The 26,312-nt window shown below is 69.2% G+C and carries 24 protein-coding genes; 15 read left to right on the top strand and 9 right to left on the bottom strand.

The features are described from left to right. The first annotated feature begins 70 nt into the window (after positions 1-70). Both F9C11_RS37060 and F9C11_RS37055 read left to right on the top strand, forming a co-directional pair. Complete coding sequence (locus tag F9C11_RS37060) at positions 71-664, top strand: PadR family transcriptional regulator (protein WP_409181997.1); 594 nt, start codon at positions 71-73, stop codon at positions 662-664. Next, complete coding sequence (locus F9C11_RS37055) at positions 661-1,839, top strand: FAD-dependent oxidoreductase (protein WP_409181996.1); 1,179 nt, start codon at positions 661-663, stop codon at positions 1,837-1,839. The genes F9C11_RS37060 and F9C11_RS37055 overlap by 4 nt, the downstream gene beginning before the upstream one ends. Positions 1,840-1,973: 134 nt before the next feature. Here F9C11_RS37055 and F9C11_RS37050 read toward each other — a convergent pair whose 3' ends face one another. Together F9C11_RS37050 and F9C11_RS37045 are read right to left on the bottom strand one after the other, a co-directional pair. Continuing rightward, positions 1,974-3,023 (bottom strand): MBL fold metallo-hydrolase, encoded by a 1,050-nt coding sequence (locus F9C11_RS37050; RefSeq protein WP_409181995.1) that lies wholly within the window; start codon positions 3,021-3,023, stop codon positions 1,974-1,976. A gap of 10 nt (positions 3,024-3,033) precedes the next feature. Next, positions 3,034-4,071 (bottom strand): fatty acid desaturase family protein, encoded by a 1,038-nt coding sequence (locus F9C11_RS37045; RefSeq protein WP_409187058.1) that lies wholly within the window; start codon positions 4,069-4,071, stop codon positions 3,034-3,036. A gap of 488 nt (positions 4,072-4,559) precedes the next feature. Here F9C11_RS37045 and F9C11_RS37040 point away from each other — a divergent pair, with 488 nt between their 5' ends. From F9C11_RS37040 to F9C11_RS37025, 4 genes are read left to right on the top strand one after another with little or no spacing between them, the layout of a single operon-like run. After that, positions 4,560-4,757 carry a hypothetical protein gene (locus F9C11_RS37040; protein WP_409181994.1) on the top strand — a complete coding sequence of 66 codons (198 nt, stop codon included), beginning with the start codon at positions 4,560-4,562 and terminating at the stop codon, positions 4,755-4,757. A gap of 2 nt (positions 4,758-4,759) precedes the next feature. Further along, the gene (locus F9C11_RS37035; protein ID WP_409181993.1) at positions 4,760-6,193 is read left to right on the top strand and encodes a sodium:solute symporter; all 1,434 of its coding nucleotides are present in this window, start codon (positions 4,760-4,762) and stop codon (positions 6,191-6,193) included. After that, entirely contained in the window at positions 6,190-7,392 is a 1,203-nt protein-coding gene (locus F9C11_RS37030; RefSeq protein WP_409181992.1) for an amidohydrolase family protein, read from the top strand. The genes F9C11_RS37035 and F9C11_RS37030 overlap by 4 nt, the downstream gene beginning before the upstream one ends. A gap of 41 nt (positions 7,393-7,433) precedes the next feature. Further along, positions 7,434-8,600, top strand: a complete 1,167-nt coding sequence (locus F9C11_RS37025) for a low temperature requirement protein A (RefSeq protein WP_409187057.1) — start codon at positions 7,434-7,436, stop codon at positions 8,598-8,600. A 34-nt stretch (positions 8,601-8,634) separates the two neighbouring features. Here F9C11_RS37025 and F9C11_RS37020 read toward each other — a convergent pair whose 3' ends face one another. Continuing rightward, complete coding sequence (locus F9C11_RS37020) at positions 8,635-9,441, bottom strand: alpha/beta fold hydrolase (protein WP_409181991.1); 807 nt, start codon at positions 9,439-9,441, stop codon at positions 8,635-8,637. A gap of 82 nt (positions 9,442-9,523) precedes the next feature. On the opposite strand from F9C11_RS37020, the gene F9C11_RS37015 reads away from it, so the two are divergent. Beyond that, on the top strand, positions 9,524-10,012 hold the full coding sequence (locus tag F9C11_RS37015; RefSeq protein WP_409181990.1) for a pyridoxamine 5'-phosphate oxidase family protein: 489 nt from the start codon (positions 9,524-9,526) through the stop codon (positions 10,010-10,012). 551 nt (positions 10,013-10,563) lie between these two features. Next, positions 10,564-10,941 carry a VOC family protein gene (locus tag F9C11_RS37010; protein WP_409181989.1) on the top strand — a complete coding sequence of 126 codons (378 nt, stop codon included), beginning with the start codon at positions 10,564-10,566 and terminating at the stop codon, positions 10,939-10,941. A gap of 385 nt (positions 10,942-11,326) precedes the next feature. Here F9C11_RS37010 and F9C11_RS37005 read toward each other — a convergent pair whose 3' ends face one another. Next, entirely contained in the window at positions 11,327-12,457 is a 1,131-nt protein-coding gene (locus tag F9C11_RS37005; RefSeq protein ID WP_409181988.1) for a steroid 3-ketoacyl-CoA thiolase, read from the bottom strand. Positions 12,458-12,712: 255 nt separating this feature from the next. Between F9C11_RS37005 and F9C11_RS37000 the strand changes: the two genes are divergently transcribed. From F9C11_RS37000 to F9C11_RS36990, 3 genes are all read left to right on the top strand, one after another. Continuing rightward, positions 12,713-13,939 (top strand): cytochrome P450, encoded by a 1,227-nt coding sequence (locus tag F9C11_RS37000; RefSeq protein ID WP_409181987.1) that lies wholly within the window; start codon positions 12,713-12,715, stop codon positions 13,937-13,939. A gap of 66 nt (positions 13,940-14,005) precedes the next feature. Beyond that, positions 14,006-14,791, top strand: a complete 786-nt coding sequence (locus F9C11_RS36995) for a transglutaminase-like domain-containing protein (protein ID WP_409181986.1) — start codon at positions 14,006-14,008, stop codon at positions 14,789-14,791. 43 nt (positions 14,792-14,834) lie between these two features. Next, positions 14,835-15,866: a YhjD/YihY/BrkB family envelope integrity protein gene (locus F9C11_RS36990; protein WP_409181985.1), complete on the top strand. Its 1,032-nt coding sequence runs from the start codon at positions 14,835-14,837 to the stop codon at positions 15,864-15,866. 32 nt (positions 15,867-15,898) lie between these two features. On the opposite strand, the gene F9C11_RS36985 is transcribed toward F9C11_RS36990, so the two are convergent. Genes F9C11_RS36985 through F9C11_RS36975 form a run of 3 tightly spaced genes read right to left on the bottom strand, consistent with a single transcriptional unit; the run spans position 15,899 to position 19,101 of the window. Beyond that, positions 15,899-17,062, bottom strand: coding sequence for a thiolase domain-containing protein (locus F9C11_RS36985; RefSeq protein WP_409181984.1), 1,164 nt, complete (start codon positions 17,060-17,062; stop codon positions 15,899-15,901). Next, positions 17,059-18,111: a thiolase domain-containing protein gene (locus F9C11_RS36980; RefSeq protein ID WP_409181983.1), complete on the bottom strand. Its 1,053-nt coding sequence runs from the start codon at positions 18,109-18,111 to the stop codon at positions 17,059-17,061. The genes F9C11_RS36985 and F9C11_RS36980 overlap by 4 nt, the downstream gene beginning before the upstream one ends. 6 nt (positions 18,112-18,117) lie before the next feature. After that, positions 18,118-19,101: a Zn-ribbon domain-containing OB-fold protein gene (locus F9C11_RS36975; protein WP_409181982.1), complete on the bottom strand. Its 984-nt coding sequence runs from the start codon at positions 19,099-19,101 to the stop codon at positions 18,118-18,120. A 79-nt stretch (positions 19,102-19,180) separates the two neighbouring features. Here F9C11_RS36975 and F9C11_RS36970 point away from each other — a divergent pair, with 79 nt between their 5' ends. Then, on the top strand, positions 19,181-20,710 hold the full coding sequence (locus tag F9C11_RS36970) for an acyl-CoA synthetase (protein WP_409181981.1): 1,530 nt from the start codon (positions 19,181-19,183) through the stop codon (positions 20,708-20,710). Between the two features lie 87 nt (positions 20,711-20,797). On the opposite strand, the gene F9C11_RS36965 is transcribed toward F9C11_RS36970, so the two are convergent. Further along, positions 20,798-21,586 (bottom strand): crotonase/enoyl-CoA hydratase family protein, encoded by a 789-nt coding sequence (locus tag F9C11_RS36965; RefSeq protein ID WP_409181980.1) that lies wholly within the window; start codon positions 21,584-21,586, stop codon positions 20,798-20,800. Between the two features lie 65 nt (positions 21,587-21,651). Here F9C11_RS36965 and F9C11_RS36960 point away from each other — a divergent pair, with 65 nt between their 5' ends. Continuing rightward, the gene (locus F9C11_RS36960; protein WP_409181979.1) at positions 21,652-23,247 is read left to right on the top strand and encodes an acyl-CoA synthetase; all 1,596 of its coding nucleotides are present in this window, start codon (positions 21,652-21,654) and stop codon (positions 23,245-23,247) included. A gap of 8 nt (positions 23,248-23,255) precedes the next feature. Then, positions 23,256-24,362 (top strand): NAD(P)H-dependent flavin oxidoreductase, encoded by a 1,107-nt coding sequence (locus tag F9C11_RS36955; RefSeq protein ID WP_409181978.1) that lies wholly within the window; start codon positions 23,256-23,258, stop codon positions 24,360-24,362. Between the two features lie 3 nt (positions 24,363-24,365). Here F9C11_RS36955 and F9C11_RS36950 read toward each other — a convergent pair whose 3' ends face one another. Beyond that, positions 24,366-25,259 (bottom strand): alpha/beta hydrolase, encoded by an 894-nt coding sequence (locus tag F9C11_RS36950; RefSeq protein WP_409181977.1) that lies wholly within the window; start codon positions 25,257-25,259, stop codon positions 24,366-24,368. A gap of 61 nt (positions 25,260-25,320) precedes the next feature. On the opposite strand from F9C11_RS36950, the gene F9C11_RS36945 reads away from it, so the two are divergent. Beyond that, a complete protein-coding gene (locus F9C11_RS36945) occupies positions 25,321-25,782 on the top strand; it encodes a MarR family winged helix-turn-helix transcriptional regulator (protein ID WP_409181976.1) in 462 nt (153 codons plus the stop codon). Positions 25,783-26,312: the final 530 nt, after the last annotated feature.

Below are 26,312 nucleotides of genomic sequence, written 5' to 3'. Positions count from 1 at the left end.
CTACCGCACGCCCATATAGTCGACATCGACTACTCTCACGCGTATAGTCGATCCTGACTAAGGAGTTGTGGTGAAGCGACGCGTGGTGGGGAATCCGCTCGGGCTGGCCGTGCTGGCGGGCTTGCTCGAGGAGCCGATGCATCCGTACGAGATGGCACGGCGGTTCGTGGAGTACGGCAAGGAGCGGGATTTCAAGTACACCCGCAGCTCGCTGTACATGGTGGTCGGGCAGCTGGAGAAGGCCGGGTTCATCGCGGCGCAGGAGACCCTGCGCGATTCCGCGCGCCCGGAGCGGACCGTCTACGCCATCACGCCCACCGGCCGGCTCGAGCTGTTCGACTGGATGCGCGAACTCGTCGCCGAACCGGCCACTGAATATCCGTTGTTCGGGGCGGCGCTGTCGTTGTTCGTGGTGCTGCCGGCGGACGAGGTGCACGAGTTGCTGCAGCAGCGGCTGGCCGCGCTCACCGCGATCGCCGACGACATCCGCGCGACCATCGAAGCCGGGCGCGAGCAGGGGCTCGCCTGGTGGTTCCTGGTCGAGGAGGACTACCGGCTGACGAAGGTCGAGGCGGAGCGCGGCTTCGTCGAACGGCTCGCCGAGTCGGTCGCCGGGGAGGACTACCGGCAGGCGTGGGAAACCTATTTCAAGGGGAGAACATGAACGTATTAGTGATCGGCGGCGGCATCGCCGGTGCGGCCACCGCGATGGCGTTGCAGCGAGCGGGCATCGACGCCACCGTGTACGAGGCTTATCCGAAGGCGGCGGACGGAGTGGGCAGCGCTTTGACGCTAGCTCCCAACGGCCGCAACGCTTTGCGGCAGATCGACGCCGATGCCGCGGTGGCCGCGGTCGGCATCGAGGTGCCCGGAATGGTGATGCAGAACCACAAAGGCCGAGCGGTCGGCAGATTCGACGGGCTGCCGGACCTGCCGTCGAGCCTGTTGCTGCGCCGGGACCGGCTGTACCGGGCGCTGATGGACGAAGCGCGGAACCGGGGGATCGCGGTCGAATTCGGGAAACGCCTGGAGTCCATTGAGGACAAGCCGGACCGGGTGAGCGCGCGCTTCGCGGACGGTTCGGTCGTTTCCGGAGACGTGCTGATCGGCGCGGACGGCATCCGGTCCGCGGTACGGTCTGCTTTGGACCCAGCGGTGCCCGCGCCGCGGTACACCGGATTGCTCGGCCTCGGTGGCTGGATTCGCAATCCCGGCCTGTCGGACACCGGGAAGTATCAGCATTTCGCCTTCGGCAAGCGCGCGTTCTTCGGCTATTTCATCGACGCGGACGAGATTCTCTGGTTCAGCAACGTCCCCGCCGCGGACCCGGCCGAGGCGAAGACCGCCTCGCCGGAGCACTGGCTTTCGGTCCTGCGGCAGCGGCACGCGGACGACGTCCCGGCGCGCGACATCATCGCGCTGCTGAAGCCGGAAGACGTGGGCCAGCCGGGAATCCTGGAAGACATCCCCACGGTGCGGACGTGGCATCGCGGCCGGGTCGTCCTGGTCGGCGACGCCGCGCATCCGACGTCGCCGAGTTCCGGACAAGGCGCGTCGCAGGCAGTCGAGAGTTCCCTCGAACTGGCCCGCGCCCTGCGAGACAACGCTGACGTGGCAACGGCTTTCGCACAGTACGAGACGGCCCGGCGGGAACGGGTGGAGCGGATCATCGCGCGGGCGGCGAAGATCAACAACGACAAGGCGGCGGGGCCGGTGGCGCGGATTATGCGTGACTTGCTGATGCCCCTGATGATGAAGACGGTGATGAATCCGGAGAAGGTTTTCGGGGACCTGCATCGTCACCGGATCGAGTTCGGGTCCGCTCCTGCCGCGGTCTAGCGGAGGCAGGCGAGTGCGGACCGGTGCCTGCCGGGGCAGCCAGTCCGGATCGCGTGCAGCTGGGTCTGCTTCGGCGGATTGCCGCGGATCGTCGGTTGGATCCGCTCGTGCCGGCGTGGAGCAGCGCGGCCGGGTCAGCCCAGGGTCTGCCACCATCCGTCCACCGGCGGCGGGGCGGACGCGTCGATCCGCTGCCCGGGTTTCGGGATCGCGAGCGGGAGGTCGTTGGCCTTCGCCTCCCGCCACACCCGGTCCGCCGGATCCGACCAGGTGTGCATGGCCAGCGTGAACGTCGCCCAGTGCACCGGGACCAGCAGCCCGCCGCGCACGTCCAGATGGGCGGCGACGCCCTCCTCCGGCGTCATGTGGATGTCCGGCCAGTTCGGGGCATACGCGCCGACCTGGATCAGCGTCGCGTCGAACGGGCCGTATTTCGCGCCGATCTCGGCGAAACCCGGGAAGTACCCGGTGTCGCCGCTGTAGTAGACGCGATGCTCCGGACCGGCGATCACCCACGAAGCCCACAGCGTGCTGTCGTTCGCGAGGCCGCGGCCGGAGAAATGCTGCGCCGGGGTGGCGACGAACCGGATCCCGGCCACGTGGGCGTCCTCGTGCCAGTCGAGTTCGACGATCCGCGCGGCCGGGACGTGCCACCGTTCGAGATGCGCGCCGACGCCGAGCGGCACGAGAAACGGCGCGTCGGTCAGCGAAATCAACGCTTGGACGGTGGGCAGGTCCAGGTGGTCGTAGTGGTCGTGGGAGATCACGATCGCATCCAGACGGCCCAGCTCCCGCAGCGAAACCGGCGGAGCGTGCAGCCGCCGCGGCCCAGCGAACGTCGTGGGCGAAACCCGGTCTCCCCACACCGGATCGCAGAGCACGCGGGCGCCGTCGATCTCCACCAGCGTGGACGCATGTCCGTACCAGGTAAGGAAAAGCCCGTCCACTGAGGTGGCGGCCGGAGAGGCGACCAGCGGGATCGCACCGCCCGGACGGCGACGGGCGCGGTCCTCGCCGAACAGGAACTCGCGCACGAGCGCACCGGGGGAGGCGGGCGTGGCGCGAGTGTGGGCGGCGTTGTGGAACACGCCGTCGGCGTACTGCGGAGACTGGCGCATCCGTTCCGCACGGGCTCCGGCGGCCTTCGCGCCGAAGGCCGCCGGAGTCAATGCTTCGAAGCTCATGCCCCCGAGTCTACGAAGCGTTCCTGAGAGGAGCCCCAGCTTCGTGCAGGTGACGCAGGGTCTGGCGATACGAAGAAACCAGACCGGTGCGCAGGTACGGGATGCCGATTTCGGCGCAATAAGCCTCGACCATCGGCTGGGCGCGGCGCAGGTGCACCGACGGCATGCTCGGGAACAGATGGTGCTCGATCTGGTGGTTGAGGCCGCCGAGCAGGACGTCGATGACCGGGCCGCCCGCGACGTTCCGGGAAGTGAGGACCTGCTTGCGCAGGAAGTCCAGTTCCGGGCGGCCGGTCAGCGTCGGCATGCCCTTGTGGTTCGGCGCGAAGATCGACCCCATGTAGACGCCCCACAGTCCCTGGTGGACGGCGAAAAACAGCAGTGCGAGGCCCGGCGGGAGGACGAGGAACAACGCGGCGAGGTAGCCCGCGCAATGGATGAACAGCAGCGTCGCTTCGAGCCCGCGGCGGCGCAGGCCGGGGCGGGCGACGGCGCGGATGCCGGACCAGTGCAGGTTGAGGCCTTCGAGAGTGAGCAGCGGGAAGAACAGCAGCGCCTGGTGCCGTCCGACGAACCGGGGAAGGCCGCGTGCCTCGCGGGCCTGTCGCTGGGACCAGACGAGGATGTCCGGGTCGACGTCCGGGTCGAGTTCCTCGTGGTTCGGGTTGGCGTGGTGCCGGGTGTGCTTGTCCATCCACCACCCGTAGCTCATCCCGATGCCGAGGTTCCCGGCCAGCCGCCCGGCGATTTCCGCGGGACGGCGCGTGCGGAACACCTGCCGGTGCGCCAGGTCGTGCGAAAGCAGGGCGATCTGCCCGAACAGGAACGCCTGGAACGCGGCCACGGCGAGCTGCCACCACGAGTCGCCGAGCATCGCGAACGCGACCCAGCCTCCCGCGAACAGCACGGTCACGAGCGAGATTCGAGCGGTGTAGTAGCCGGGGCGGCGGTCGAGCAGACCGGCGTCGGTGATCCGGCGGCAGAGCCGGGCGAAGTCGCTTCCCGGCCGTGGGGGCGAGGGGAGGACGAGCTTTTCGGTGGTCACCAGGGCGAGTATTGCCGCGCCGCGCCCCGCCGGGAAACCGGCAGACCCGACGGCCCGTGCTGGGGTTGCCCCCACCCCCCGCCTGTGCTCCCTGGACGCCGCGCAGCTCAACCGCCTGCCGGACCCCCCGAAACCCACCGCCGCAGCCGGAAATCTCACCGCCCCACCCCCTCCGAACAGCCCACACCCCCCGGCAAACGGCCCACCGCACACTCACCCAGATGCCGATCCCCCCACCACTACGCCCCCTCGCACCACTACGCCCCCCTCGCACCACTACCCCCCCCCTCGCACCGCTCTCACCAACTCAACCCCACCGCGGGATCGCGTCGGCGTGTGGAGGGACAGTGCGCACGGCCCCCAGGGCCGGGCGCACTGTCCCTCCACACGCCGACTTAAAGGCGATCCCGCCCGCGCCGACGAAGTCGGCGCCATCAAACACCGCGCCATCAAACACTGCCGAGAGCCCTACCTTCTGGCAGCGTGTTCCCATGCGTAGCTACTACCTCCCCCCGGTCCTCCCCGTAGTCGCTCTCGTCCTCATGCCGTTCCTCCCCTTCGTCAACTCCTCCGGCCTGTGGCTGGGACTTCCGAAGATGATGGTCTGGGGCGCGTTCTGGTGCCTGATGTTCACTCCGGCCTTGCTGTTGTCCGAACGGCTCATGTCCCGCAGCGGCGAGGAGGATTGACGATGATTCTCGCCTTCACTCTCGCCGGGATCGTGCTGATCGGCGTGCTCGGTTTCGTGGGCCGTCGTCGTCCGGCCGCGGATCTCGCGGAATGGACCGTCGGCGGCCGCAAGTTCGGTGCGCTCACCATGTGGTTTCTGCAGGCCGGCGAGGTCTTCACGACCTTCACCTTCCTCGGCATGGCCGGGCTGGCGTTCTCCGGCGGCGTCGCGGCGATGTACGCGCTGCCGTACGTGCCGATCGCCTACGTGGTCCTGTTTTTCCTCGCCAAGCGGATCTGGCGGATGGGCAAGGAACGCGGCTATCTGACGCAGGGCGATTTCCTCGAGGACCGGTATTCCAGCCGTGCGCTGGGCACGGTGTCGGCGATCCTCGGCGTCGTGTTCGTGCTGCCGTATCTGCAGTTGCAGATCACCGGCCTCGGGCTGATCGTCCGGCTGGTGACCGGCGACCACGCGTCCGGCACGCTCAGCATGATCGCGGGCAGCGTGCTGGTGGTCGCGTTCGTGCTGTGGGCCGGGCTGCGCGGGGTGGCGGCGACGTCGTACTTCAAGGACGCGATCATGCTCGTCGTCCTGGCGGTGCTGATCATCGCGGTGCCCGCGCATTTCGCCGGCGGCGTGTCCGGGGTGTTCCACAAGATCGACCAGCTGCATCCGGAGAAGCTGTTCGTGCACGCCGGGGCCAACGACCACACGTGGTTCATCACGAGCATGCTGGTCAGCGCGATCGGCGTCGGGCTGATGACGCTGCCGCACACGTGGCCGGCGCTGATGTCCGCGCGCGATCCGAAGGTGCTGCGCCGCAACTACACCTGGATGCCGGTGTACGAGCTGTGCCTGCTGCTGCCGATGATCATCGGGTTCGCGGCGATCCTGGTGGTGCCCAAGGGAAGCGACCCGAACGGCGTGCTGCTGACGTTGAGCAAGGAGGCGCTGCCGGGCTGGGTCACCGGGCTCGTGGTCGTCGCCGCGACCGCCACCGCGATGGTGCCCGCGGCGGGCATCCTGATCGGCATTTCCTCTTTGGTGGCCCGGAACATCACCCGGGTGCGCGGCGAGCGCAAGCAGTTCTGGATCAACCACGGGACGGTCGTGCTGGCCAGCGCGCTCGCCTTGGTGCTCGGGATCTTCCGGCCGGATCTGCTGGCGAACCTGCTGCTGCTCACCTATTCCGGGTCGGTGCAGCTGGCCCCGGCGAATCTGCTGGGCTTCCTGAAGAAGGTCCCGGTCGGCAAGGCCCCGGTGTTCGCCGGGCTGCTCGCGGGCGAGGTCGTGGTGGTCTGGCTGACCTTCGTGGACGCCAAGCTCGCCGGCACGGTGAACGTGGGGCTGGTCGGGCTTGCGGTTAACGTGGTCGTGCTCGCGATCGCGGCGCTGATCGAACGGGCCGTGACCCGGTCCGGAGACGTGGTGCAGACAGGAGAACCGGTATGACGCGGACCCTTTTCGCCGGCGGCACGGTGTTCGACGGGACGGGCGGCGAGCCCGCGCCCGCGGACGTCGTGGTCGAGGACGGCCGGATCGTCGAGGTCGGCACCGGCCTCGACGGCGATCGTGCGGTGGACTGCACCGGCGCGACGCTGCTGCCCGGGATGTTCGACTGCCACGTGCACGTCACGGTGTCCGACCTCGGGTTGCTGCAGCGGGTGCAGAAGCCGTTCTCGTACCAGTTCTACGAGGCGGCCCGGAACCTGTGGACCACGCTGAAACTCGGCATCACCACGGTGCGCGACGCCGCCGGGGCCGATCTCGGCATCAAGCAGGCGGTCGCGGACGGCCTGATTCCCGGTCCCCGCTTGGAAATCGCGATCGGCCTGATCAGCCCGACCGGCGGGCACGGCGACGGCTGGATGCCGTCCGGGCATTGCGTTCCGCTGTCGCTGCCGCACCCCGGCCGCCCGAGCGCGCTGGCCGACGGCCCCGACGAGATGCGCCGGGTCGCGCGCACCCTGCTGCGGGCCGGGGCCGACGTGCTGAAGGTCTGCACCACTGGCGGAGTGCTGTCGCCGCGGGACGATCCTCGGCATTCGCAGTTCACGCCGGAGGAACTGGACGTCCTGGTAGCCGAGGCGGCCATGCAGGGGCGGGCGGTGATGGCCCACGCGCAGGGCGCGGAGGGGGTCAAGAACGCGGTCCGCGCCGGGATCCGGTCGATCGAACACGGCATCTACCTCGACGACGAAGCGATCGAGCTGATGCTCGCGCGCGGCACCTGGCTCGTCCCGACGCTCGTGGCTCCGGTGAACGTCATCCGCGCGGCAGCAGCGGGTGCGGCGTTGCCGGACGCGGTGGTGCAGAAGGCGAAAGAGGTCGCGGAGGTGCATCTGGATTCGGTGCGCCGGGCAGTCGAGGCCGGGGTGCGGATCGCGATGGGCACCGACAGCGGCGTCGGCCCGCACGGGACGAACCTCGAAGAGCTGGAGCTGATGCGCTCGGCCGGGATGAGCCCGGCGGACGTGCTGGTCGCCGCCACGTCGTCGGCCGCGCGATTGCTGGGCAAGGACGCCGAACTGGGCCGGTTGGCACCCGGGCACCGCGCGGACCTCGTGGTCGTTTCGGGCGATGTGTACGATTTCCCGGCGTTGGCGGGGAACGTTCGGGAAGTGTGGCAGGACGGGACGCGCGCGGTTTAGGGCGGCGTTTTCGGGAGCACGGCATACTGGCCGCCGTGATCATGAAAACCGGGGAACGCCACGCGTCCTGGCTCGAGTTGTTCTTCGACCTGGTCGCGGTCGCCGGCGTCGCCCAGCTTTCGCACCTCGTGCGCGGAACGGCTTCCTGGAGCGACGCCGGCCTCTACGTCGTGTGCTTCCTCGCGTTCTGGACCGCGTGGATGTGCTTCACCGTGTACGGCAACGTCACCGGCGAAGCGGCCCGCACGATGCCGTTGCTGCTCGCGATGGCCGGGCTGGTTTTCATGGCCGGTTCGGTGCATGACCTCGGCGAGCACGCGCAGGGCTTCGCGATCTCTTACGTGGCGGTGCGCGCGCTCGCGAGCCGCGTGTGGGAGAGCCGGGAAAACCAGCGGATCATCGTCGAATGGCCGGTCGTGCACGCCGGGATGGGCGTGGTGCCGTGGTTTGTCTCGTTCTGGGTCGACGCGCCGTGGAAGTACGCGCTGTGGGCGCTCGGGCTGGCGATCGACCTGGTAGCGGGACTGACCATGTCCGGCGACCAGGTCGCGGCGAAAGTGGCGGAGCGGGCCACCCAGTCGAAACGGCCAATGCCGGGACTGGCCTTCGCGCAGCTGGACCTCGCGCATTTCGGCGAGCGGCTGGGGCTTTTCACGATCATCGTGCTGGGCGAGGGCGTGCTGACGGTCACCGAGGCGATGACCGAGGTCCCGGACTGGGAATGGCCGCTGCTCGCGACCGTTCTCGGTGTTCTGGCGCTGCTCGCGGCTTTGTGGGGAGCGGCGTTGTTCCAGGGGTTCGGCGGGATTCCTTACCTGTCCCAGACCGCTTGGGGGCCGCGGGTTCTGCTGCCGGTGCACTGCCTGGTGGCCGGGTTGCTCGCGGCGCTGGCGGCCGGGTTCGGGGAGGCCGTGGAGTCGGTTTCGCACGGGCACCTCCCGGCGGGGACGCGGTGGTTGCTGTGCGGGTGCGTCGCGGCGTTCACCGCGGTGGGCGCGGTGGCGCGGGTGGCTTCCCGGAGGTGGAAGCCGTGGGCTTTCGTCGCGGTGCTCGCCGGAGCGGGAATTCCGGCAGTGCTGGGCTTTTTCGGCGAGGAGCTGACTCCGGCGCGGTTCCTGTGGTTGCTGGTGCTGGCGGTCGTCCCGGGGCTGGTGCGGGAGTTTCCGCGGCGTCGGCGGGGTGCCGTCGCGGCTGCGGAAGGGCCGTGAAGGACTCCTTGCGGGAAGCTGAGCCCGGGAATGATCAGGCGTTGGCGAGGAGTTCCTTCAGCGCGGCGGCGAATTTGGCCGGATTGCGTTGCGGGGCCAGGTGCGCGCCCGGCGTCTCGACGAACGGCAGCCCCAGTTCGAGCGCGAGGATCTTGGCGGGCTGGTAGTGGTACCAGCCGCGGCTGGCCTCCCCGGCGACCGGGATGATCTCGGTGTTCGTCCGGCGCAGCGCGCGCAGGTCCGGCAGGTAGTCGAAAAACGGGGTCAGCTCGCGGTCGAACAACCGGAACCAGTCGCTTTCGTTCGGCAGCCGCAGATGCGGCAGGTCCGGCAGGGCGGCGCCGGCGATCCCGTCCGCGAACCGCCTGACCGCGCCCATCAGATCACCCGAACGGGCCAACCGGACCTGCGCCGCGGCGGCCTCGAGAATCCCCGCGGCGTCCGGCATCAACTGGATCGCGGGCGGCTCGTGCGCGACGAACGCGGCCACCCGGTCCGGATGCCGCGCGACGAGATCGAGCCCGATCAGCGCACCCGCGCTGGTGCCGAACATCGACACCGGCCCGCTCCCGCCGACGTGGTCGAGCACGGCGAGCGCGTCGTCCGCCTGCAGCGCCACCGGGACCGGCCCGGTCGTGGTGTCCGTGCTGGAGAAATGGCCGCGGCGGTCGTAGGCGATCACGGTGAAATCCGTGCGCAGAAGCTTGACCAGCGCCCGGAACGAGTCCGCCGCGCCGGTTCCGCCGGGGACCAGCAACAGCAGCGGTCCCTCGCCGGTCGTGCGGACGGCCAGTTCGCCGTCCTCGACCGGACAGCGACTCTCGGCAGTCTCCGCGATCATGCCGAGAGTCAAGCACAACCCGGGTCCCCCGATCGTTTCCGGGACGCCGGTTTTTGTCGGTGGCGGGTGCGAGACTGCGGGAATGACGAGTTGGGATGAGTTCAGTGCCGCCGCTCCGTCACTGGCCTCGCGCGTACGAGCCCGTTTCGCCGCCGCGGATTCGCACGTACTGGCCACGCTGCGCCGCGACGGTTCGCCCCGGGTGAGCGGCTCGGAGATCGACTTCCGCGACGGCGAGGCGTACGTCGGGTCGATGCTCGACGCGGTCAAGGCCCGCGACCTCCAGCGCGACGGCCGGTTCGCCCTGCACGCCTTCCCGGGAATCGAGGAGGACTGCGACGCGAAAATCGCCGGCCGCGCGGTGGAAGTCACCGATCCGGCGGAGGTCGCGCGGATTCAGGAGGGACAGGAGAGCCACCTGTTCCGGCTGGACCTGCACGAGGCGGTGGTGACGTGGGTGGAAGACAACACGCTGTGGATCGAATCGTGGCATCCGGGGAGCTGGGTGCGCTTCGCGAGACCGGACAACGGGCCTGCGGTGCGGACGGAGCTGGAACTGGAACGGGGGTGAGGTAGCCGACGGGGCAATGAGGCGGAGGGCCTGGCGGCTTACCGGAGTGGGCGGCGGGAGGAGTGCGGCAGGTCGGAGGGAGCGGCAGCCGAGGGGAGAGCCAGGCAGCCCGCGGCGGGCGTGGTCGGGGTCGAGGGCCGGGCGACTTGCCGGAGCGGGTGGCGGGGAGCGAGCGGTGGTGTCGGGAGGGTGCGCGGGAGGCTCGGAGGGAACGGTGGTGTCGGAGGGGGTGCGCGGGAGGCTCGGAGGAAGCGGTGGTGTCGGAGGGGGTGCGCGGGAGGTGCGGAGGGAGCGGCGGTGCGGGGATGGTGCGCGGGAGCCTCGGAGGGAACGGTGGTGTCGGGGACGGTGCGCGGGAGGCTCGGAGGAAGCGGCAGTGTCGGGAGGGAGCGCGGTAGGCGAGGAGGAAGCGGTGATGTAGGAGAGGGCGCGCGGGAGGCCGGAGCGAGCGGTGGGCGCGGGGAGCGTCAGCGGCGGAGAGAGCGGCGGAGGACAGGAAGGAGCGCGAAGGAGCGTGGAGTGAACAGCGCGAGCGGCCCTAACCTGGGCTGATGAAACTCACGTCCACCGTGCTCGACGCGCCGGATCCTCGGGCGCTGGCCGAGTTCTACCGGGAACTGCTCGGGTGGCCGATCTGCACTGACGAGCCGGAATGGGTCACCTTGCGTCCGTCCGGCGGCGGGGCGGGGCTGTCGTTTCAGCTGGAGTCGCGGTATGTGCCTCCGGCGTGGCCCGCCGGTCCCGGGGAGCAGCAGATGCAGCTGCACCTCGACTTCGAGGTCGACGGACGCGCGGCGCTGGAAGCCGCGGTCGCGAAGGCGGTCGCCGCCGGAGCGCGGGTGGCGGAGTTCCAGCCGCAACAGCTGGTGCGCGTGTTGCTGGATCCGGCTGGGCATCCGTTCTGCTTCTGGACTGACGACCGGCCTTAGCACGCGGTTTCAGTTCAAACCGGAGCGGCGCGGGGGTAAGCGGTGCCCGGACAGCGGCTTTCGGCCTCGTCCGGCGGTTCGGCGCGCGCGGCCGGAGGCACGGGAACCGACGGCCGGAGAACGAACCGGGCGATGGCCGCGCTATCGAACCGGACGGCGGCCGCGCTATCGAACCGGGCGACGGCGCACCACCGAACCGGACGGCGGCCGCGCTATCGAACCGAGCGGGGGCCGCGCCATCGAACCGGGCGGTGGCCGCGCCATCGAACCGAGCGGCGGTCGCGCCATCGAACCGGACTCCCGCGAAACCCTCCTGCCGCAGCACAACCGGCACCAACCACGCAAAAACCAGCCAGCCCAACCCAACCCCGACGCGGCCGTCAGCTCAGATCCGCTCCAGAATCGTCGCGGTCGCCATCGCCCCGCCGGCGCACATCGAGACCAGGGCCGTCGTCGCGTCGCGGCGTTCCAGTTCGTGCAGTGCGGTCGTCAACAGCCGCGCGCCGGTGCTCCCCACCGGGTGGCCCAGCGCGATCGCGCCGCCGTTGACGTTCACCCGCGACTCGTCCGGATTGTGCATGCGCTGCCACGAAAGCACGACCGACGCGAAGGCCTCGTTCACCTCGAACAAATCGATGTCGCCGATCTTCATCCCGGCCGCGTCGAGGACCCGCGTCGTAGCCTGGACCGGGCCGTCCAGGTGGTAGTACGGCTCGGCGCCGACCAGGGCCTGCCGCCGGATCCGGGCGCGCGGGCGCAAGCCCAGCGAGCGGGCCAGCGACGCGTCCATGAGCAGCACCGCCGCGGCGCCGTCGGAGATCTGGGACGACGAGCCCGCCGTGTGGATTCCGTCCGGCACCACCGGCTTCAACCGCGCCAGACCCTCCATTGTGGTCTCCCGCAGGCCCTGATCCCGGTCCACCACACCGGCTTCCGTCTGGACCGGCACGATCTCCCGGGAGAAATGCCCGGCTGCCCACGCGGCCGCGGCGTTGGTTTGCGACCGCACGCCGAAGGCGTCGACGTCCTCGCGCGTGATGCCTCGCCGGATCGCGATCCGTTCCGCCGCACCGTATTGGTCCGGCATGTCGATCGACCACGCGTCAGGTTTGGGGGAGCCGACGCCCTCGCCGCGGTTCGCGCCCAGCGGCACCCGGCTCATCGCCTCCGCGCCGCACGCCACGCCGACGCTGATCGCGTCCGCCGCGATCAAGCCGGCGACCAGGTGCGCGGCCTGCTGCGCCGAACCGCATTGCGCGTCGATCGTCGTGGCCCCGGTCGATTCCGGCAGGCCCGCGTGCAGCCACGCGGTGCGGGTCAGGTTGCCGCACTGCTCGCCCGCCTGCGTGACCGCCCCGCCGATCACCTGCTCCACCTCGGCCGGATCGATGCCCGCCCGTTCGACCACCCCGCGCACCGCCGCGCCCAGCAGTTCGGCCGCGTGCAGGCCGGACAGCCAGCCGCCGCGCTTGCCGATCGGCGTGCGTGCCGCGGCCACGATCACCGGTTCGCCCACGAGTGTCCCCTTCCGAAGCTCCGTCCCTCGCAAAACTAGAACACGTTCCTGTTAATGACAAGCAGCCGCACGACAGCGCGGAAGTCGATCACGGTCGGCTGAGCAAGCGCTCACCTGCACGGATTGGTTCTGGAACGGTAAAGTAAACAGGTTTCACTCACGGTGGTTCCGTTGGTTAACACCGTATGCTCTACTGGGGTCATAGAACGCGTTGCAGTTGGGTATCACCGCCGATCCCGCGCAGGAGGCCAAGCCGTGGCAGCCCCGCTTTTGCCCGCCGGTTTCGACTTCACCGATCCGGATCTCTACGCCAGTCGGCTGCCCCTGGAGGAGTTCGCCGAACTCCGCCGCACGGCGCCCGTCTGGTGGAACCCGCAGCCCCACAACACCGCCGGATTCGGCGACGACGGCTACTGGGTCGTCACGCGCCACGCCGACGTCAAGGCGGTCTCGCGCGACAGCGAGCTCTACTCGTCGAGGGAAAAGACCGCGATCATCCGGTTCGACGACCAGATGACCGCCGAGGGCCTCGACGCCAACCGGCTCGTCCTGCTGAACATGGACGCGCCGCAGCACACCAAGCTCCGCCGCATCGTGTCGAAGGGCTTCACCCCGCGCTCGATCGCGAAGCTCGAGGACACCTTGCGCGACCGTGCCGAGCGGATCGTGTCCGAGGCGAAGAAGAAGGGCTCCGGGGACTTCGTCACCGACGTCGCGTGCGAGCTGCCGCTGCAGGCGATCGCCGAGCTGATCGGCGTGCCGCAGGAGGACCGGCTCAAGATCTTCGACTGGTCCAACCAGATGATCGCCTACGACGACCCGGAATACGACCTCGAGCCGATCGCCGCGTCGGCGGAACTCGTCGGCTACGCCTGGAACATGGCCGAGGACCGCCGCCGCTGCCCGATGGACGACATCGTCACGAAGCTCGTCCAGGCCGACGTCGACGGCGAATCGCTCGGCTCCGACGAGTTCGGCTTCTTCGTGATCCTGCTGGCCGTCGCGGGCAACGAGACCACCCGCAACGCGATCACGCACGGCATGAAGGCGTTCCTGGACCACCCGGAGCAGTGGGAGATCTTCAAGGAGCAGCGCCCGAAGACCGCGCCGGACGAGATCGTCCGCTGGGCGACGCCGGTCGTCGCGTTTCAGCGCACCGCGACCCGCGACACCGAACTCGGCGGCGCGCAGATCCGCAAGGGCGACCGCGTCGGGATGTTCTACAGCTCGGCCAACTTCGACCCCGACGTCTTCGACGAGCCCGGCAAGTTCGACATCCTGCGCGAGGACAACCCGCACGTCGGCTTCGGCGGCACCGGTTCGCACTACTGCATCGGGGCGAACCTGGCCCGGCTGGAGATCGACCTGATCTTCAACGCGATCGCCGACGTGATGCCGGGCATCACCGAGGTCTCCGCGCCCGAGCGGCTGCGTTCCAGCTGGCTCAACGGGATCAAGCACTACCAGGTCCGCTACGCCTGAGCAGGCGAAACGCCCGGGCGGACCGCCTGCCCGGCAAGGAACGCGACGCACCGGCATGATGGCCCCGTGCGCACGACGGTGGACGTGGAATTCGGCGTCCGGGTGACGAAACCCGGTCTCGCCGCGATCTCGGTCGCCGCCGTGCGCGCGGACGCCGGCGAGCTCACCGTGTCCGACGCCGGTTCCGCGCGCACCGCCGAGTTCGAACACGGCACCCGCGCGGAGGTCTACGACCTCGCCGAGGGCGAGCATCGCGTCACCTACCACGGCGAACGCGTGCTGCATCGCGGCAACGCCGAACCCGTCACGCTCGCCGACATCGCGCGGTACACGCGGCCCAGCCGGTACTGCCCGTCCGACCGGATGGGCGGTCTGCTGCCGCCGGGCATCGGGGAGCTGACCGGCGCACGGGCGCGAGTGCAGGCGATTGTCGACCACGTACACCGAAGGCTCGCGTACGTCGTCGGCTCCGGCGGCCCCACCTACGACGCCATCGACACGCTCCTCGCCGGCGAAGGCGTCTGTCGCGACTTCGCGCACGTATGCGTCGCACTGTGCCGACTCGTGGATGTCCCCGCGCGCTACACCTCGGTGTACGCCCCGGGTTTGCAGCCGATGGACTTCCACGCGGTCTTCGAAGCAGGCATCGACGGCCGCTGGTATGTCTTCGACGCCACCCGGCTGGCCCCGCGGCAGACCATGCTCCGCATCGCGACCGGACGCGACGCCGCCGACACCCCGTTCCTCGCGACGCTGGGCTGCGAACTCGACTTCCTCGGCGCGACCGTCTTCGCCACGACCGACGAGCCGCTGCCGCGTGACGACGGGCACGCCCCGGTCGTACTGGCCTGAATGCGTGTCTTTTGCGACAAACAGCGCGTCCGCTGGGTAAACAGTGACGGTGAAGCGTTCCCGCAAGACCCCCGGGCCGAGCAGATGGGCCCGCGCGCGTGCCCGGTACCGATGGCTGGACCACATCGCGCGCGCCACCAACCGGTACATCGACTACGGCGGCTACCACTACGTCGCGTCGATCACCTACTTCAGCCTGCTCTCGCTGGTGCCGATCCTGATGCTGGCGTCGTCGGCGGCCGGGTTCGTGCTCGCGACGCAGCCGCATCTGCTGGACGCGCTGGTCCGCAGCATTTCCGGTTCGCTGCCCGGCCCGATCGGCTCGCAGGTGTCGTCGATCCTGACCGGGTTCGTGGAGCAGCGCACCGGCGTCGGGGTCGCCGGTCTGGTCGTCGGCCTGTACTCCGGCTGGAACTGGATGAACGCGCTGCGGGACGCGCTCACCGCGATGTACGGCCAGAACCGGTCGGAGGGGCCGCTGCTGCGCACGATCCTGATGGACGTGCTGGCGTTGCTCGGCCTCGCCGCGGCGCTGCTGGTGTCCTTCGGGATCTCGGTGTCCGGCACCGCGGTCGGCCGCTCGCTGCTCGGGCTCGTCGGCGTCGAGGACACGAGCTGGGGGCACAATCTGCTGTCGTTCGTCTCGGTGCCGCTGGCGCTGCTCGCCGACTGGATGGTCTTCCTGTGGGTGCTCACCCGATTGCCGCGGGAACGCGTCGGCTGGCGCAGCGCGATGCGCGGCGCGGTCGCCGCGGCGATCGGCTTCGAACTGCTCAAACTGGCCGGCGGGTTCTACCTGAACCTGATCAGCAAATCGCCGTCCGGCGTGGCGTTCGGTTCGGTGATCGGTCTGCTGTTCTTCATCTCGCTGATCGCCCGGATGCTCATCTACATCACGGCCTGGACCGCGACCGCCCGCGACGCGCCGCGCAAGCCGGTCCAGCCCCCGGCGGCGACGCAGCTGCGGCCGATCATCGCGCCCAAGCAGAACAGCGGCAAGGCGGCGCTGCTGGGGGCTGTAGTGGGCGCGTTGGGGACGTTGTTCGCGTTGAGGGGGCGTCGGAAGGGGTCGTGAGTGGCAATCCCGGTTAGAACCGGGATTGCCACTCACGAGGGCTTGGCTGCCCCCACGACCCACATGCTGAAGTACTGCGAGCCGCCGCCGTAGGCGTGTCCCATCGCGACCCGGGCACCGTCCACTTGGTACTTGCCCGCGCGGCCCATCACCTGCTTCGCCGCTTCGGAGAACCGCAACATCCCGGACGCCCCAATGGGATTCGACGACAGCACGCCGCCCGACGGGTTCACCGGCAGCCGTCCGCCGATCGCCGTATCGCCGGCCTCGGTGATCTTCCAGCCCTCTCCTTCGGCAGCGAAGCCGAGGTTTTCCAGCCACATCGGCTCGAACCAGGAGAACGGCACGTAAATCTCCGCGACGTCCACTTCGGACAGTGGGTCGACAATGCCCGCGTCGCGCCACAACGCCGCTGCCGCGTCGCGACCGGCTTGCGGGCTGACCTGGTCGCGTCCGGCGAACGTCGTGGGCTCGGTCCGCATCGCCGTCGCGTGGATCCAGGCCGCACCGCCCGGCACGGCGTCCCCGGCGGCTTCGTCGCCGAGCACCATCGCGCAGGCGCCGTCGGAGGACGGACACGTTTCGTCGTACCGGATCGGGTCCCACAGCATCTGTGACGCCTGCACCGATTCGACCGTGATGTCCGCCTGTTGCAAATGCGCGAACGGATTCAACGCGCCATTGCGCCGATCCTTCGCCGCCACGATCGCGCCGATGTGTTCAGGCGCGCCGGAACGGCGAATGTACGACCGGACGTGCGGCGCGAAGTAGCCGCCGGCCCCAGCACCGACCGGCATCTGAAACGGCGGCAGGATCGAAAGACCCCACATCGCGTTCGACTCGGACTGCTTCTCGAAGGCCACCGTGAGCACGCGCCGGTGCACGCCGGACTGGATCAGCGAAGCCGCGACCAGCGCGGTCGATCCGCCGACCGAACCCGCGGTGTGCACGCGGATCAGCGGTTTCCCGTTCGCGCCCAACGCGTCCGAGAGGAACAGTTCGGGCATCATGACGCCCTCGAACAGGTCCGGCGCCTTGCCGATCACGACGGCCTCGATGTCGTCCCACCCGACCTGGGCGTCCGCCATCGCACGGTCGATCGCTTCGCGGAGCAGGCCGGCCATCGACACGTCGGTGCGCTTCGCGCGGTGGTGCGTCTGCCCGGTTCCGAGCACCGCGGCGAGCTGTTTCGTCATCGTGCCTCCAGCACGGCGAGGAGGTTCTGCTGCAGGGCAGGTCCGCTGGTCGCGTGGGCGAGCGTCTTCGCCGCCTCGCCGCGATGGATCCGCGCGGCTGCTTCGCCGATCCGCGCGAGACCGGCGGAGAACATCGGATTCCCGGTGAGCGCGCCGCCGGACGGGCTGATCCGGACGCTGTCGTCAAGCTCGAGTTCGCGGCGCAGGATGAGTTCCTGGTGCGTGAACGGCGCGTGCAATTCGGCCAGTTCGACGCCGTCGAGATCGAGCCGGGCGGCCGCCGCGGCGGTGGAGGGGGAGCGCGTGAGGTCGCGCGCGCCGAGCACGGGCGAGTCGATCCGGTGCTCCAGCCCGGAAATGATCGCGGGCCGCTCCACGAGGTCGCGGGCTCGTTCCTCCGACGCCAGAATGATCACCGACGCGCCATCCGTCACCGGCGCGATGTCGTGTGCGCGAAGGGGATCGGCGACATACGGAGTGTCGAGCAGTTCGGCGGCGTCCACGGTTCCGGACAGCTGCGCGGCCGGATTGTTCGCCGCGTCTGCCCGGGAACGGGCGGCGACTTCGGCCATGTCCTTTTCGGACCACAGCCCGCCCTCGAGGCCTAAACGGGCCTGCAGTCCGGCGATCGCCAGCGAGTCCGGCCACAGTGGAGTGACGAGATACGGGTCGAGCTGCATCGCCATGACCCGGCGGAGCTGTCCGGCGCTGGCCTTGCCGAAGCCGTACACGAGCGCGGTGTCGACCTCGCCGGTGCGGATCTTCAGCCACGCCTCATACAGCGCCCAGGCGGCGTCCATTTCCACATGGGACTCGTGGATCGGCGGGAACGCGCCCAGCGCGTCCACCGCGGCGATGAACGAAAACGCGCGCCCGGCAAGGTAATCCGAGGACCCAGAGCACCAGAATCCGATGTCTTGTTTGGACAGTCCGGTGGCGGCGAAGGCTTCGGCGAGGATCGGCACGAGCATTTCCACGCCGTTGGTGGTGCCCTCGGTCTTGCGGACGTTGGGCGCCTGCGCGAAACCGGCTACGGCTACTTCAGGCATGGTTCCTCACAGGTGGTGGGCGAAGGTCTCGTACGCGGCGTCCGGCTCGCCGGTGGGTTCGAAGTGGCTGATGTTCTCCAGCGACGTCCACCATTCCTCGCGCGGCCGCCAGCTGGCGCGCACGCGCATGCCCATCCGGACCTCCTCGGCGGCGCACCCGAGCACCAGGTGCAGGAACGCGATGTCGGCGCCGTCGAGCAGGATGTAGGCCGCGACGTACGGCGGTTTGATCCGCTGGCCGAGGAACGGCACGTTGACGATGCAGAACGTCGTGACGATGCCGGTGTCGGGCAGTTCCACCTCGTCGGTGGTCGGCACGCCGTCGACCGGGCACGCGCCGCGCGGCGGGATGTACACCTTGCCGCATTCCGGGCAGCGCTGGCCGAGCATCCGGCCTTCGGCGAGACCGCGCAGGTACCGGCTTTCCTCCGGCGACGCGGAATGCTGGTATTTCAGGTGCACCGGCGTGATGATCACACTGACCGGTGCGCCGTCTTCGCGTTCCGCCACCGGCGGCGGAGCCTCGGTGGGCGTGGTGTCCGGCGCGTCCGCGGGCAGGAAGTACGCGATGTCGCGGATGTGGCCGACCGTCTCGTCGGCCCATCGCACGCGAACGCGCTGTCCGATGTGGACATTGTCCGGCGAGCCGGCGTCGAGCGCGTGCAGCAGGCTGGTGTCCGCGCCGTCGAGTTTCACCAGCACCCAGGCGAACGGGCGCGACAGCGGCTGGCCGTCGAGCGGATCCGCGCACCAGGACCAGGAAACCACGGTGCCTTCGCTGGCGACTGGGACGAACTCCGTCAACGGGTCCGCGGTGGCCGGGTCGTACTCGACCGGCGGCACGTGCACGCGGCCGTCGCTGCCGCGCACGCCTTCGATCCGGCGTTCGCGCAACGCGTTGACGAACCGGCCGAGCACCGGGCCGGTCGAACGGGTGTAGTCGAAGCCGACGTTGAGCGGCGCCGACAGAGGGGCATCCGAAACCGTCACGGCTCCGAGTGAAACACGTTCTCGAATCCGAGGCAAGGAACCTGTTGTGTCTATGTGGAACGCGTTCTAGATTTGAAGGATGGACCTGGGACTGTGGACCATCGCCGCGGCCGAGCCCGCCCGGGTGGCGCTGGTGGATCCGGACGGGCGGGAAATCACCTACGGCGAACTGACCGCGAAAGCCAACCGGTACGCCTCGGGGCTGCGCGAGCTGGGACTGGGCGTCGGCGACGCGGTGGTGCTGCTGCTGCCGAACGGCGACGACCTGGTCGCGGCGCACTTCGCGGCGATCCAGACCGGGCTGTACGTGGTGGTGGTGAACTGGCATCTCGTCGGACCGGAGGTGGCATACATCCTCTCCGACAGCGGAGCCAAGGCGTTTCTGGCGCACGAGCGGTTCGCGGACGTCGCGGCGGCCGCGGCCGACGAGGCCGGACTGTCCGCGTCGGCGCGGTTCGCCGTGGGGTCGGTGCCGGGCTTCCGTCGCGTCGAGGAACTGGGTGCGGGGCTCGGGGACGGGCGGCCGGACAACCGGACCTCGGGGTCGCCGATGCTCTACACCTCGGGCACGACCGGGCGGCCCAAGGGCGTCAAGCGGCCGTTGACCGGAGCGGATCCGGATCAGGTGCCCGCCGCGTCGACGTGGTTCTTCGGAGTGTTCGGGTTGCGGCCGTTCGACGATCACGTGCATTTGTGCGGGTCGCCGCTGTATCACACGGCGGTGCTCAATTTCGTGGCTATTTCGCTGCAGCTGGGGCATACCGCGGTGCTGATGGACCGGTGGGACGCCGAGGAAATGCTGAGGTTGATCGAGCGGCATCGGGTGACGCACAGCCATATGGTGCCGACGCAGTTCCGCCGCTTGCTGGCTTTGCCGGAGGAGGTGCGCACGAAATACGACCTCAGTTCGCTGCGCGTGATGATTCACGGGGCCGCGCCTTGTCCGCTCGAGGTCAAGCGGAAGATGCTCGAGTGGTGGGGGCCGGTGGTCACCGAGTACTACGCGGCGACCGAGGGCGGCGGGACGGTGATTTCCGGCGAGGACTGGCTGCGGAAGCCGGGGTCGGTCGGGTTGCCGTGGCCGGGGTCGACCATTCGGATTCTCGACGACAACGGGAACGAAGTGCCGACCGGCGAGACCGGCACGGTGTACATGAAGATGGGCGACTCGAAGTTCGAGTACCACCGCGACAAGGCCAAGACGGAGAAGGCCCGGGTCGGGGATCTGTTCACGTTGGGTGACGTCGGGCATCTGGACGAGGACGGGTATTTGTTCCTGCACGACCGCAAAGCCGACATGATCATTTCCGGCGGGGTGAACATTTACCCGGCGGAGATCGAGGGGGAACTGGTGATGCATCCGAAGGTGGCCGATGTGGCCGTGTTCGGGGTGCCGCACGAGGATTGGGGCGAGGCGATCAAGGCGGTGGTGCAGCCTGCCGAGGGGGTCGAGGGGTCGGCTGAGCTGACGGCTGAGTTGCTTGCTTATGCGGAGACTCGGTTGGCTCGGTTCAAGCTGCCCCGGTCCGTCGATTACTTGCCGGAACTGCCTCGGGATCCGAATGGGAAGTTGTACAAGAGGAAGTTGCGGGAGCGATACGTGTCGTGAAGGTGGGCCACCACCCCTCAGCCGGGTGGGCTGAACGTCGGTGAGGGGCACCCTGGGTTCCCTCAGGGCGCCCCTCACCGACAGTGGTCAGCGGCCTTGGAAGTTCGGCTTTCGTTTTTCGGTGAAGGCTTTCGGGCCCTCTTTCGCGTCCGCGGAGGCGAAGACTTCGATGCCGTACTTCGCGTCCAGTTTGAAGGCGTCTTCCTCGTGCATGCCTTCGGTGTCGCGGATGGTCTTGAGGATCGCGCGTATCGCCAGCGGGCCGTTGTCGTTGATCAGTTCAGCGAGTTCCAGCGCGCGAGTCAGCGCTTGACCGTCGGGGACGACGTGGCCTACCAGTCCGATGTCGCGGGCCTCCGCGGCGGTGATGTGCCGGCCGGTGAGGAGGAGGTCGGCGGCGACGGTGTACGGGATTTGCCTGGGCAGCCGCACGGCCGAGCCGCCCATCGGGAACAGGCCCCAGCGGGGTTCCGAGACGCCGAATTTCGCGCTTTCCGCGGCCACCCGGATGTCCGTTCCCTGCAGGATTTCCGTGCCGCCCGCGATGGCCGGGCCTTCGACGGCGGCGATCAGCGGTTTGGTCAGCCGACGGCCCTTCAGCAGGCCTTCGATGCGGCTCGGGTCGAAGGAGCCGTTCGAGAAGGATTTGTCGGGAGCGTTGCGGGACATGGATTTCAGGTCCGCGCCCGCGCAGAACGCACCGCCGGCGCCGGTGAGGACGCAGCTGCGCACCTGGTCGTCGGAATCCGCCCGGTCCCAGGCCTCGACCATGATCGAGAGCATTTCGCCGGTGAGGGCGTTGCGGGCTTCCGGACGGTTCATCGTCACCACGAGCGTGTGGCCTTCGAGGCTGACGAGTGCGTGGGGTTCGGCCACCGGGGCCTCCTTCTCAGCTGGCCGGGGTCATTGCCCAGAACGATAACATGTTCTACTTTGGGTGCGTGGCACTCAACATCGCGGATCTACTCGAGCACGCCGTCGACGCCGTGCCGGAACGCGTCGCGGTCGTGTGCGGACCGCGCCAGGTCACCTTCGCGCAACTGGAGAAGCGCGCGAACAAGCTGGCGCACCACCTGGCCGCGCACGGCGTGGGACCCGGCTCCCACATCGGTGTCTATTCCCGGAACTCCATCGAAGCACTGGAAGCCATGTTCGCCGCGTACAAACTGCGCGCGATCGCGGTGAACGTGAACTACCGCTACGTCCACGGAGAGCTCCGCTATCTGTTCACCAACGCCGACCTGGTGGCGCTGGTGCACGAGCGGCGCTACTCCGACCGGGTGGCGGCGGTGCTGCCGGAAACGCCAAAACTGAAACACGTTGTAGTCGTCGAGGACGGTTCGGGCACGCCGTACGAGACCGGCGTCGAGTACGAGGCGGCGCTCGCGGCCGAGTCGGACGAACGCGACTTCGGCGAGCGCAGCGCCGACGATCTGTACATCCTCTACACCGGCGGCACCACCGGTTACCCCAAAGGGGTGCTGTGGCGGCACGAGGACATCTGGCGTGCGCTGGGCGGCGGCATCAACTTCGTCACCGGCGAGTACGTGCCGGACGAATGGACGCTCAGCGAACAAGGCAAATCGGGTTCGCTCGTGCGGTTGCCCGCCGCGCCGCTGATCCACGGGGCGGCGCAGTGGGCCGCGTTCGGCGCGCTGTTCACCGGCAGCCCGGTGGTGTTCGTCCCGCAGTTCGACGCGCACGACGTGTGGCGCGCGGTGCAGGAGCACAAGGTGCAGGTGCTGACGATCGTCGGCGACGCGATGGCGCGGCCGCTCGTGGACGCGTACCGCTCCGGCGATTACGACGCGTCGTCGCTGGTCGCGGTGTCGAGCCACGCGGCGCTGTTCTCGCATTCGGTGAAACAGGAATTCCTGGAGATGCTGCCGAACGTCGTGATCACCGACGCGATCGGCTCGTCGGAGAGCGGATTCACCGGAATTGGCATGGTGGGCAAGGATTCTGACCATTCCGCCGGTCCGCGAGTGAACTTCGGCAAGGACGCCATCCTGCTGGACGACAACGGCGAAGTGGTCGAACCGAAACCCGGAGCGGTCGGTTTGATCGGCCGCCGCGGCCACGTCCCGCTCGGCTATTACGGCGATCCGGAGAAAACCCGCACTATTTTCACTGAAGTGGACGGCGTCCGCTACGTCGTGCCGGGCGATTACGCACGCTACGAGGAAGACGGCACGGTTACCTTGCTGGGCCGGGGATCGCAGTGCGTGAACACCGGCGGCGAAAAGGTGTATCCGGAAGAAGTCGAAGGCGCGCTGAAATCGCACCCGGACGTTTTCGACGCATTGGTCATCGGCATCCCGGACGACCGGCTCGGCCAGCGCGTCGCCGCCGTCGTCCAGCCGAGGCCCGGCGTGAAACCGGATCTGGCCGCGCTGGAAGCGCACGTGCGGACCGAGATCGCCGGGTACAAGGTGCCGCGGACGGTGTGGCTGGCCGAGGAAATCGGCCGCTCGCCGAGCGGGAAGCCGGATTATCCGTGGGCCCAGCGGTACGCCGCCGAACACGAACCCGCCTAGGAGGGCGCATGCGCACATCGTTGTGCGACCGGTTCGGCATCGAGGTGCCGATCTTCGGATTCACCCCGTCGGAGCACGTCGCGGCCGCGATCAGCCGCGCGGGCGGCATGGGCGTGCTGGGCTGCGTCCGGTTCAACGACGCCGCCGAACTCGACGCGGTGCTGTCCTGGATGGACGAAAACACTGACGGAAAGCCTTACGGCGTCGACATCGTGATGCCGGCGAAGATCCCTTCCGAAGGCACCCAGACCGACCTGAACGAGCTGATCCCGCCGGGCCACCGGGCGTTTGTCGACAAAGTGCTGAAGGATCTCGCGGTCCCGCCGCTGCCCGACGACACCGACGAACGCGCCGGGGTGCTGGGCTGGCTGCACTCGGTCGCCCGGTCCCATGTGGACGTCGCGCTGAACCACCGGATCAGCCTCATCGCCAACGCACTGGGCTCGCCTCCGGTCGACGTGATCACCCGCGCGCACGACGCGGGCGTCCCGGTGGCGGCCCTGGCCGGAAAGGGCTCGCACGCCGCCCGGCACGTCGACAACGGCGTGGATCTCGTTGTCGCGCAAGGACATGAGGCAGGCGGCCATACCGGCGAAATCGCGACCATGGTGCTGGTCCCGGAAATCGTCGACGCCGTCGGCGACCGCGCCCCGGTGCTGGCGGCCGGAGGAATCGGCTCCGGCCGCCAGGTCGCCGCGGCACTGGCTTTGGGCGCTTCGGGCGCGTGGATGGGCTCGTATTGGCTCGCGACGCGGGAATACCTCCAAACGATGCCCGAATCGGAGGCAATGCAAAACGCACTGGTCGCGGCGACTTCCGCGGACACCGTCCGCACGCGGATCTACACCGGCAAACCCGCCCGCCTGCTGAAAACCCGCTGGACGGAAGCCTGGGCGGCGCCGGACGCGCCGGAACCGCTGCCGATGCCGCTGCAGAACCTGCTGGTTTCCCATGCCCACAACCGAATCCACGCCGCCGCGGACCCGTCGGTGGTGTCGATGCCGGTGGGCCAGATCGTCGGCAGGATGGACCGGGTCCGCCCGGTGGCCGAGGTGATGGCGGACCTGGTGCGGGGGTTCGAGGAGACTGTTTCCCGGTTGGACAAGATCCGCTGAGGTTCAGCCGAGGCGCTGCTTGATGAACAGGGCGGCCCGGTCCAGGGCTTGCCCTGCTTCGTCGAGCGTGTCGGTGAAGGTCTGGAACACGTGCGGGACGTCGGCGGTGATGTCGAGGAGCACGTCGACGTCTGCCTCGCGGGCGCGTTCTGCCAGCCGGACCGCGTCGTCCAGCAGGACTTCGTTCGAGCCGACCTGCAGGAGGATCGGCGGGAAGCCGGTCAGGTCGGCGTGGACCGCCGGGGCGAGGAGCGGCTGGGCGGGGTTCGCGCCGGCCAGGTACAGCTGGCCGGTCTTGCTCAGGCTTTCCCTGGTGAAGAACGGGTCGGTCTCCTCCTTGGTCACCATCGACTTCCCGGAATAGGTGTGGTCGAGGCCCGGCGAGAACGCGACGATCCCGGCGGGCAGCGGGAGTCCCGCGTCGCGGGCGGCCAGGGTGGTGGTCACCGACAGGCCGCCGCCCGCGGAGTCGCCCGCGAAGACGATCGAGGACGGGTCGTGGTCCTCCAGCAGGCTGCGGTAGGCGGCGACGCCGTCTTCGATCCCGGCGGGGAACGGGTGCTCGGGGGCGAGCCGGTAGTCCAGCGAGAGCGCGCGGATTCCAGTGCGCAGGACCAGATTCGCCGTCAGCGCCATCGCCGTGTGCGGCGAGCCCAGCGAGAAGGAGCCGCCGTGGAAGTACAGGATCGTGCCCGGCCGCGGGTCTCTTGGCGGCTCGACGAGGACGGCTGGCCGCCCGGCGAGCGTGGTCGGAGTTTCGCGATGCTCGGTCGGCACCGGGTACTGGCTCATCAACGCGGCGAACCCGGCGCGCATCTGGTCGATCGTCGTCGCCGCGGGCCGCTCCGGCGCCTGCCGCAGCTGCTCGGCGACCGCGCGGCGCTGTTCCCTGCTCATCTGCTCTCCTGAGAATTCTTGGGAAGTATATTCCGTGGCATGTAATGCTAGACTATATGCCATGGAAGGTACTTCGGCAAACGGGCAGCTCTTCGACCATCTGGTGCGCTGCGAGACCCGGATCTACAACGCGGTGAGCGACGGTCTCAAGGCCGAGCACGGGATCGGCGCGGCGCAGTTCGAGTTCCTGCAGTACCTGGCGCGACATCCGCGGTCGCGGGTCGCGGACCTCGCGGTGAACTTCGCCATCGGGATCGGGGCGACCAGCAAGGGCATCGACCGGCTCGAAACGCGGGGGTGGGCGCGCCGGGTGCCGAATCCGGAGGACCGGCGGTCGTCGCTGGTCGAGCTGACGCCCGCCGGACGTGAGCTGGCCGCGGCGATGGAGAAGACGTTCCGGAAGCAGCTCGACGAGCTGATCGGCTCGGTGGCGGGGGAGGACCGGCTCGCGACGGTGACCGCGGTGCTCGCCGAGCTGCGGGGGGCGCTGGAGGAGCGGAACGTCGGGCTTCCCGCGGGTTAGGTTCCTGGTTCCGGCGGCGCGTTTCGCACTTGCTCGCCGGAAGCGCGGAGTGGTGGGGATCCGGCTGCTCCTGCGGTTTCCCGGCGCGGGACCTTGCGCGGCTTACTGCGCCTCGGCGCGCCTGTCCTGCGTTCGGCGATGGGATCCGCACGGTGGGGAGCCTGCTCGGATTGGCTGCGTGGCCGCGGTTTCCGGTGCTCGGGGTGCCGTGTTGGTCGGCGGTAGCCGCATTCCCGCGCACTAAGGAGCCCGCTTCGGGTTGGTTGCCTGGCCGCAGTTCCCGCCGCCCGGGGTCCCGCGTTGGTCGGAGGTAGCCGCATTCCCACGCGCTAGGGGTGTCTGCTTCGGGTTGGCCGCAGTTCCGGTGCCCGGGGGTGCCGCGTTGGTCGGCGGTAGCCGCGTTCCCGCGCACTAAGGAGCCCGCTTCGGGTTGGTTGCCCGGCCGCAATTCCCGCCGCCCGGGGTCCCGTGTTGGTCGGAGGTAGCCGCACGCCCGCACACTGGGGAACCTGCCTCGGATTGGCTGCGCG

The sequence above is a fragment of the Amycolatopsis sp. VS8301801F10 genome, assembly GCF_046195355.1.
GTDB lineage: Bacteria > Actinomycetota > Actinomycetes > Mycobacteriales > Pseudonocardiaceae > Amycolatopsis.
The sequence above is the reverse complement of the archived record's forward strand: the minus strand, read 5'-3'. Positions and strand labels throughout refer to the sequence as shown.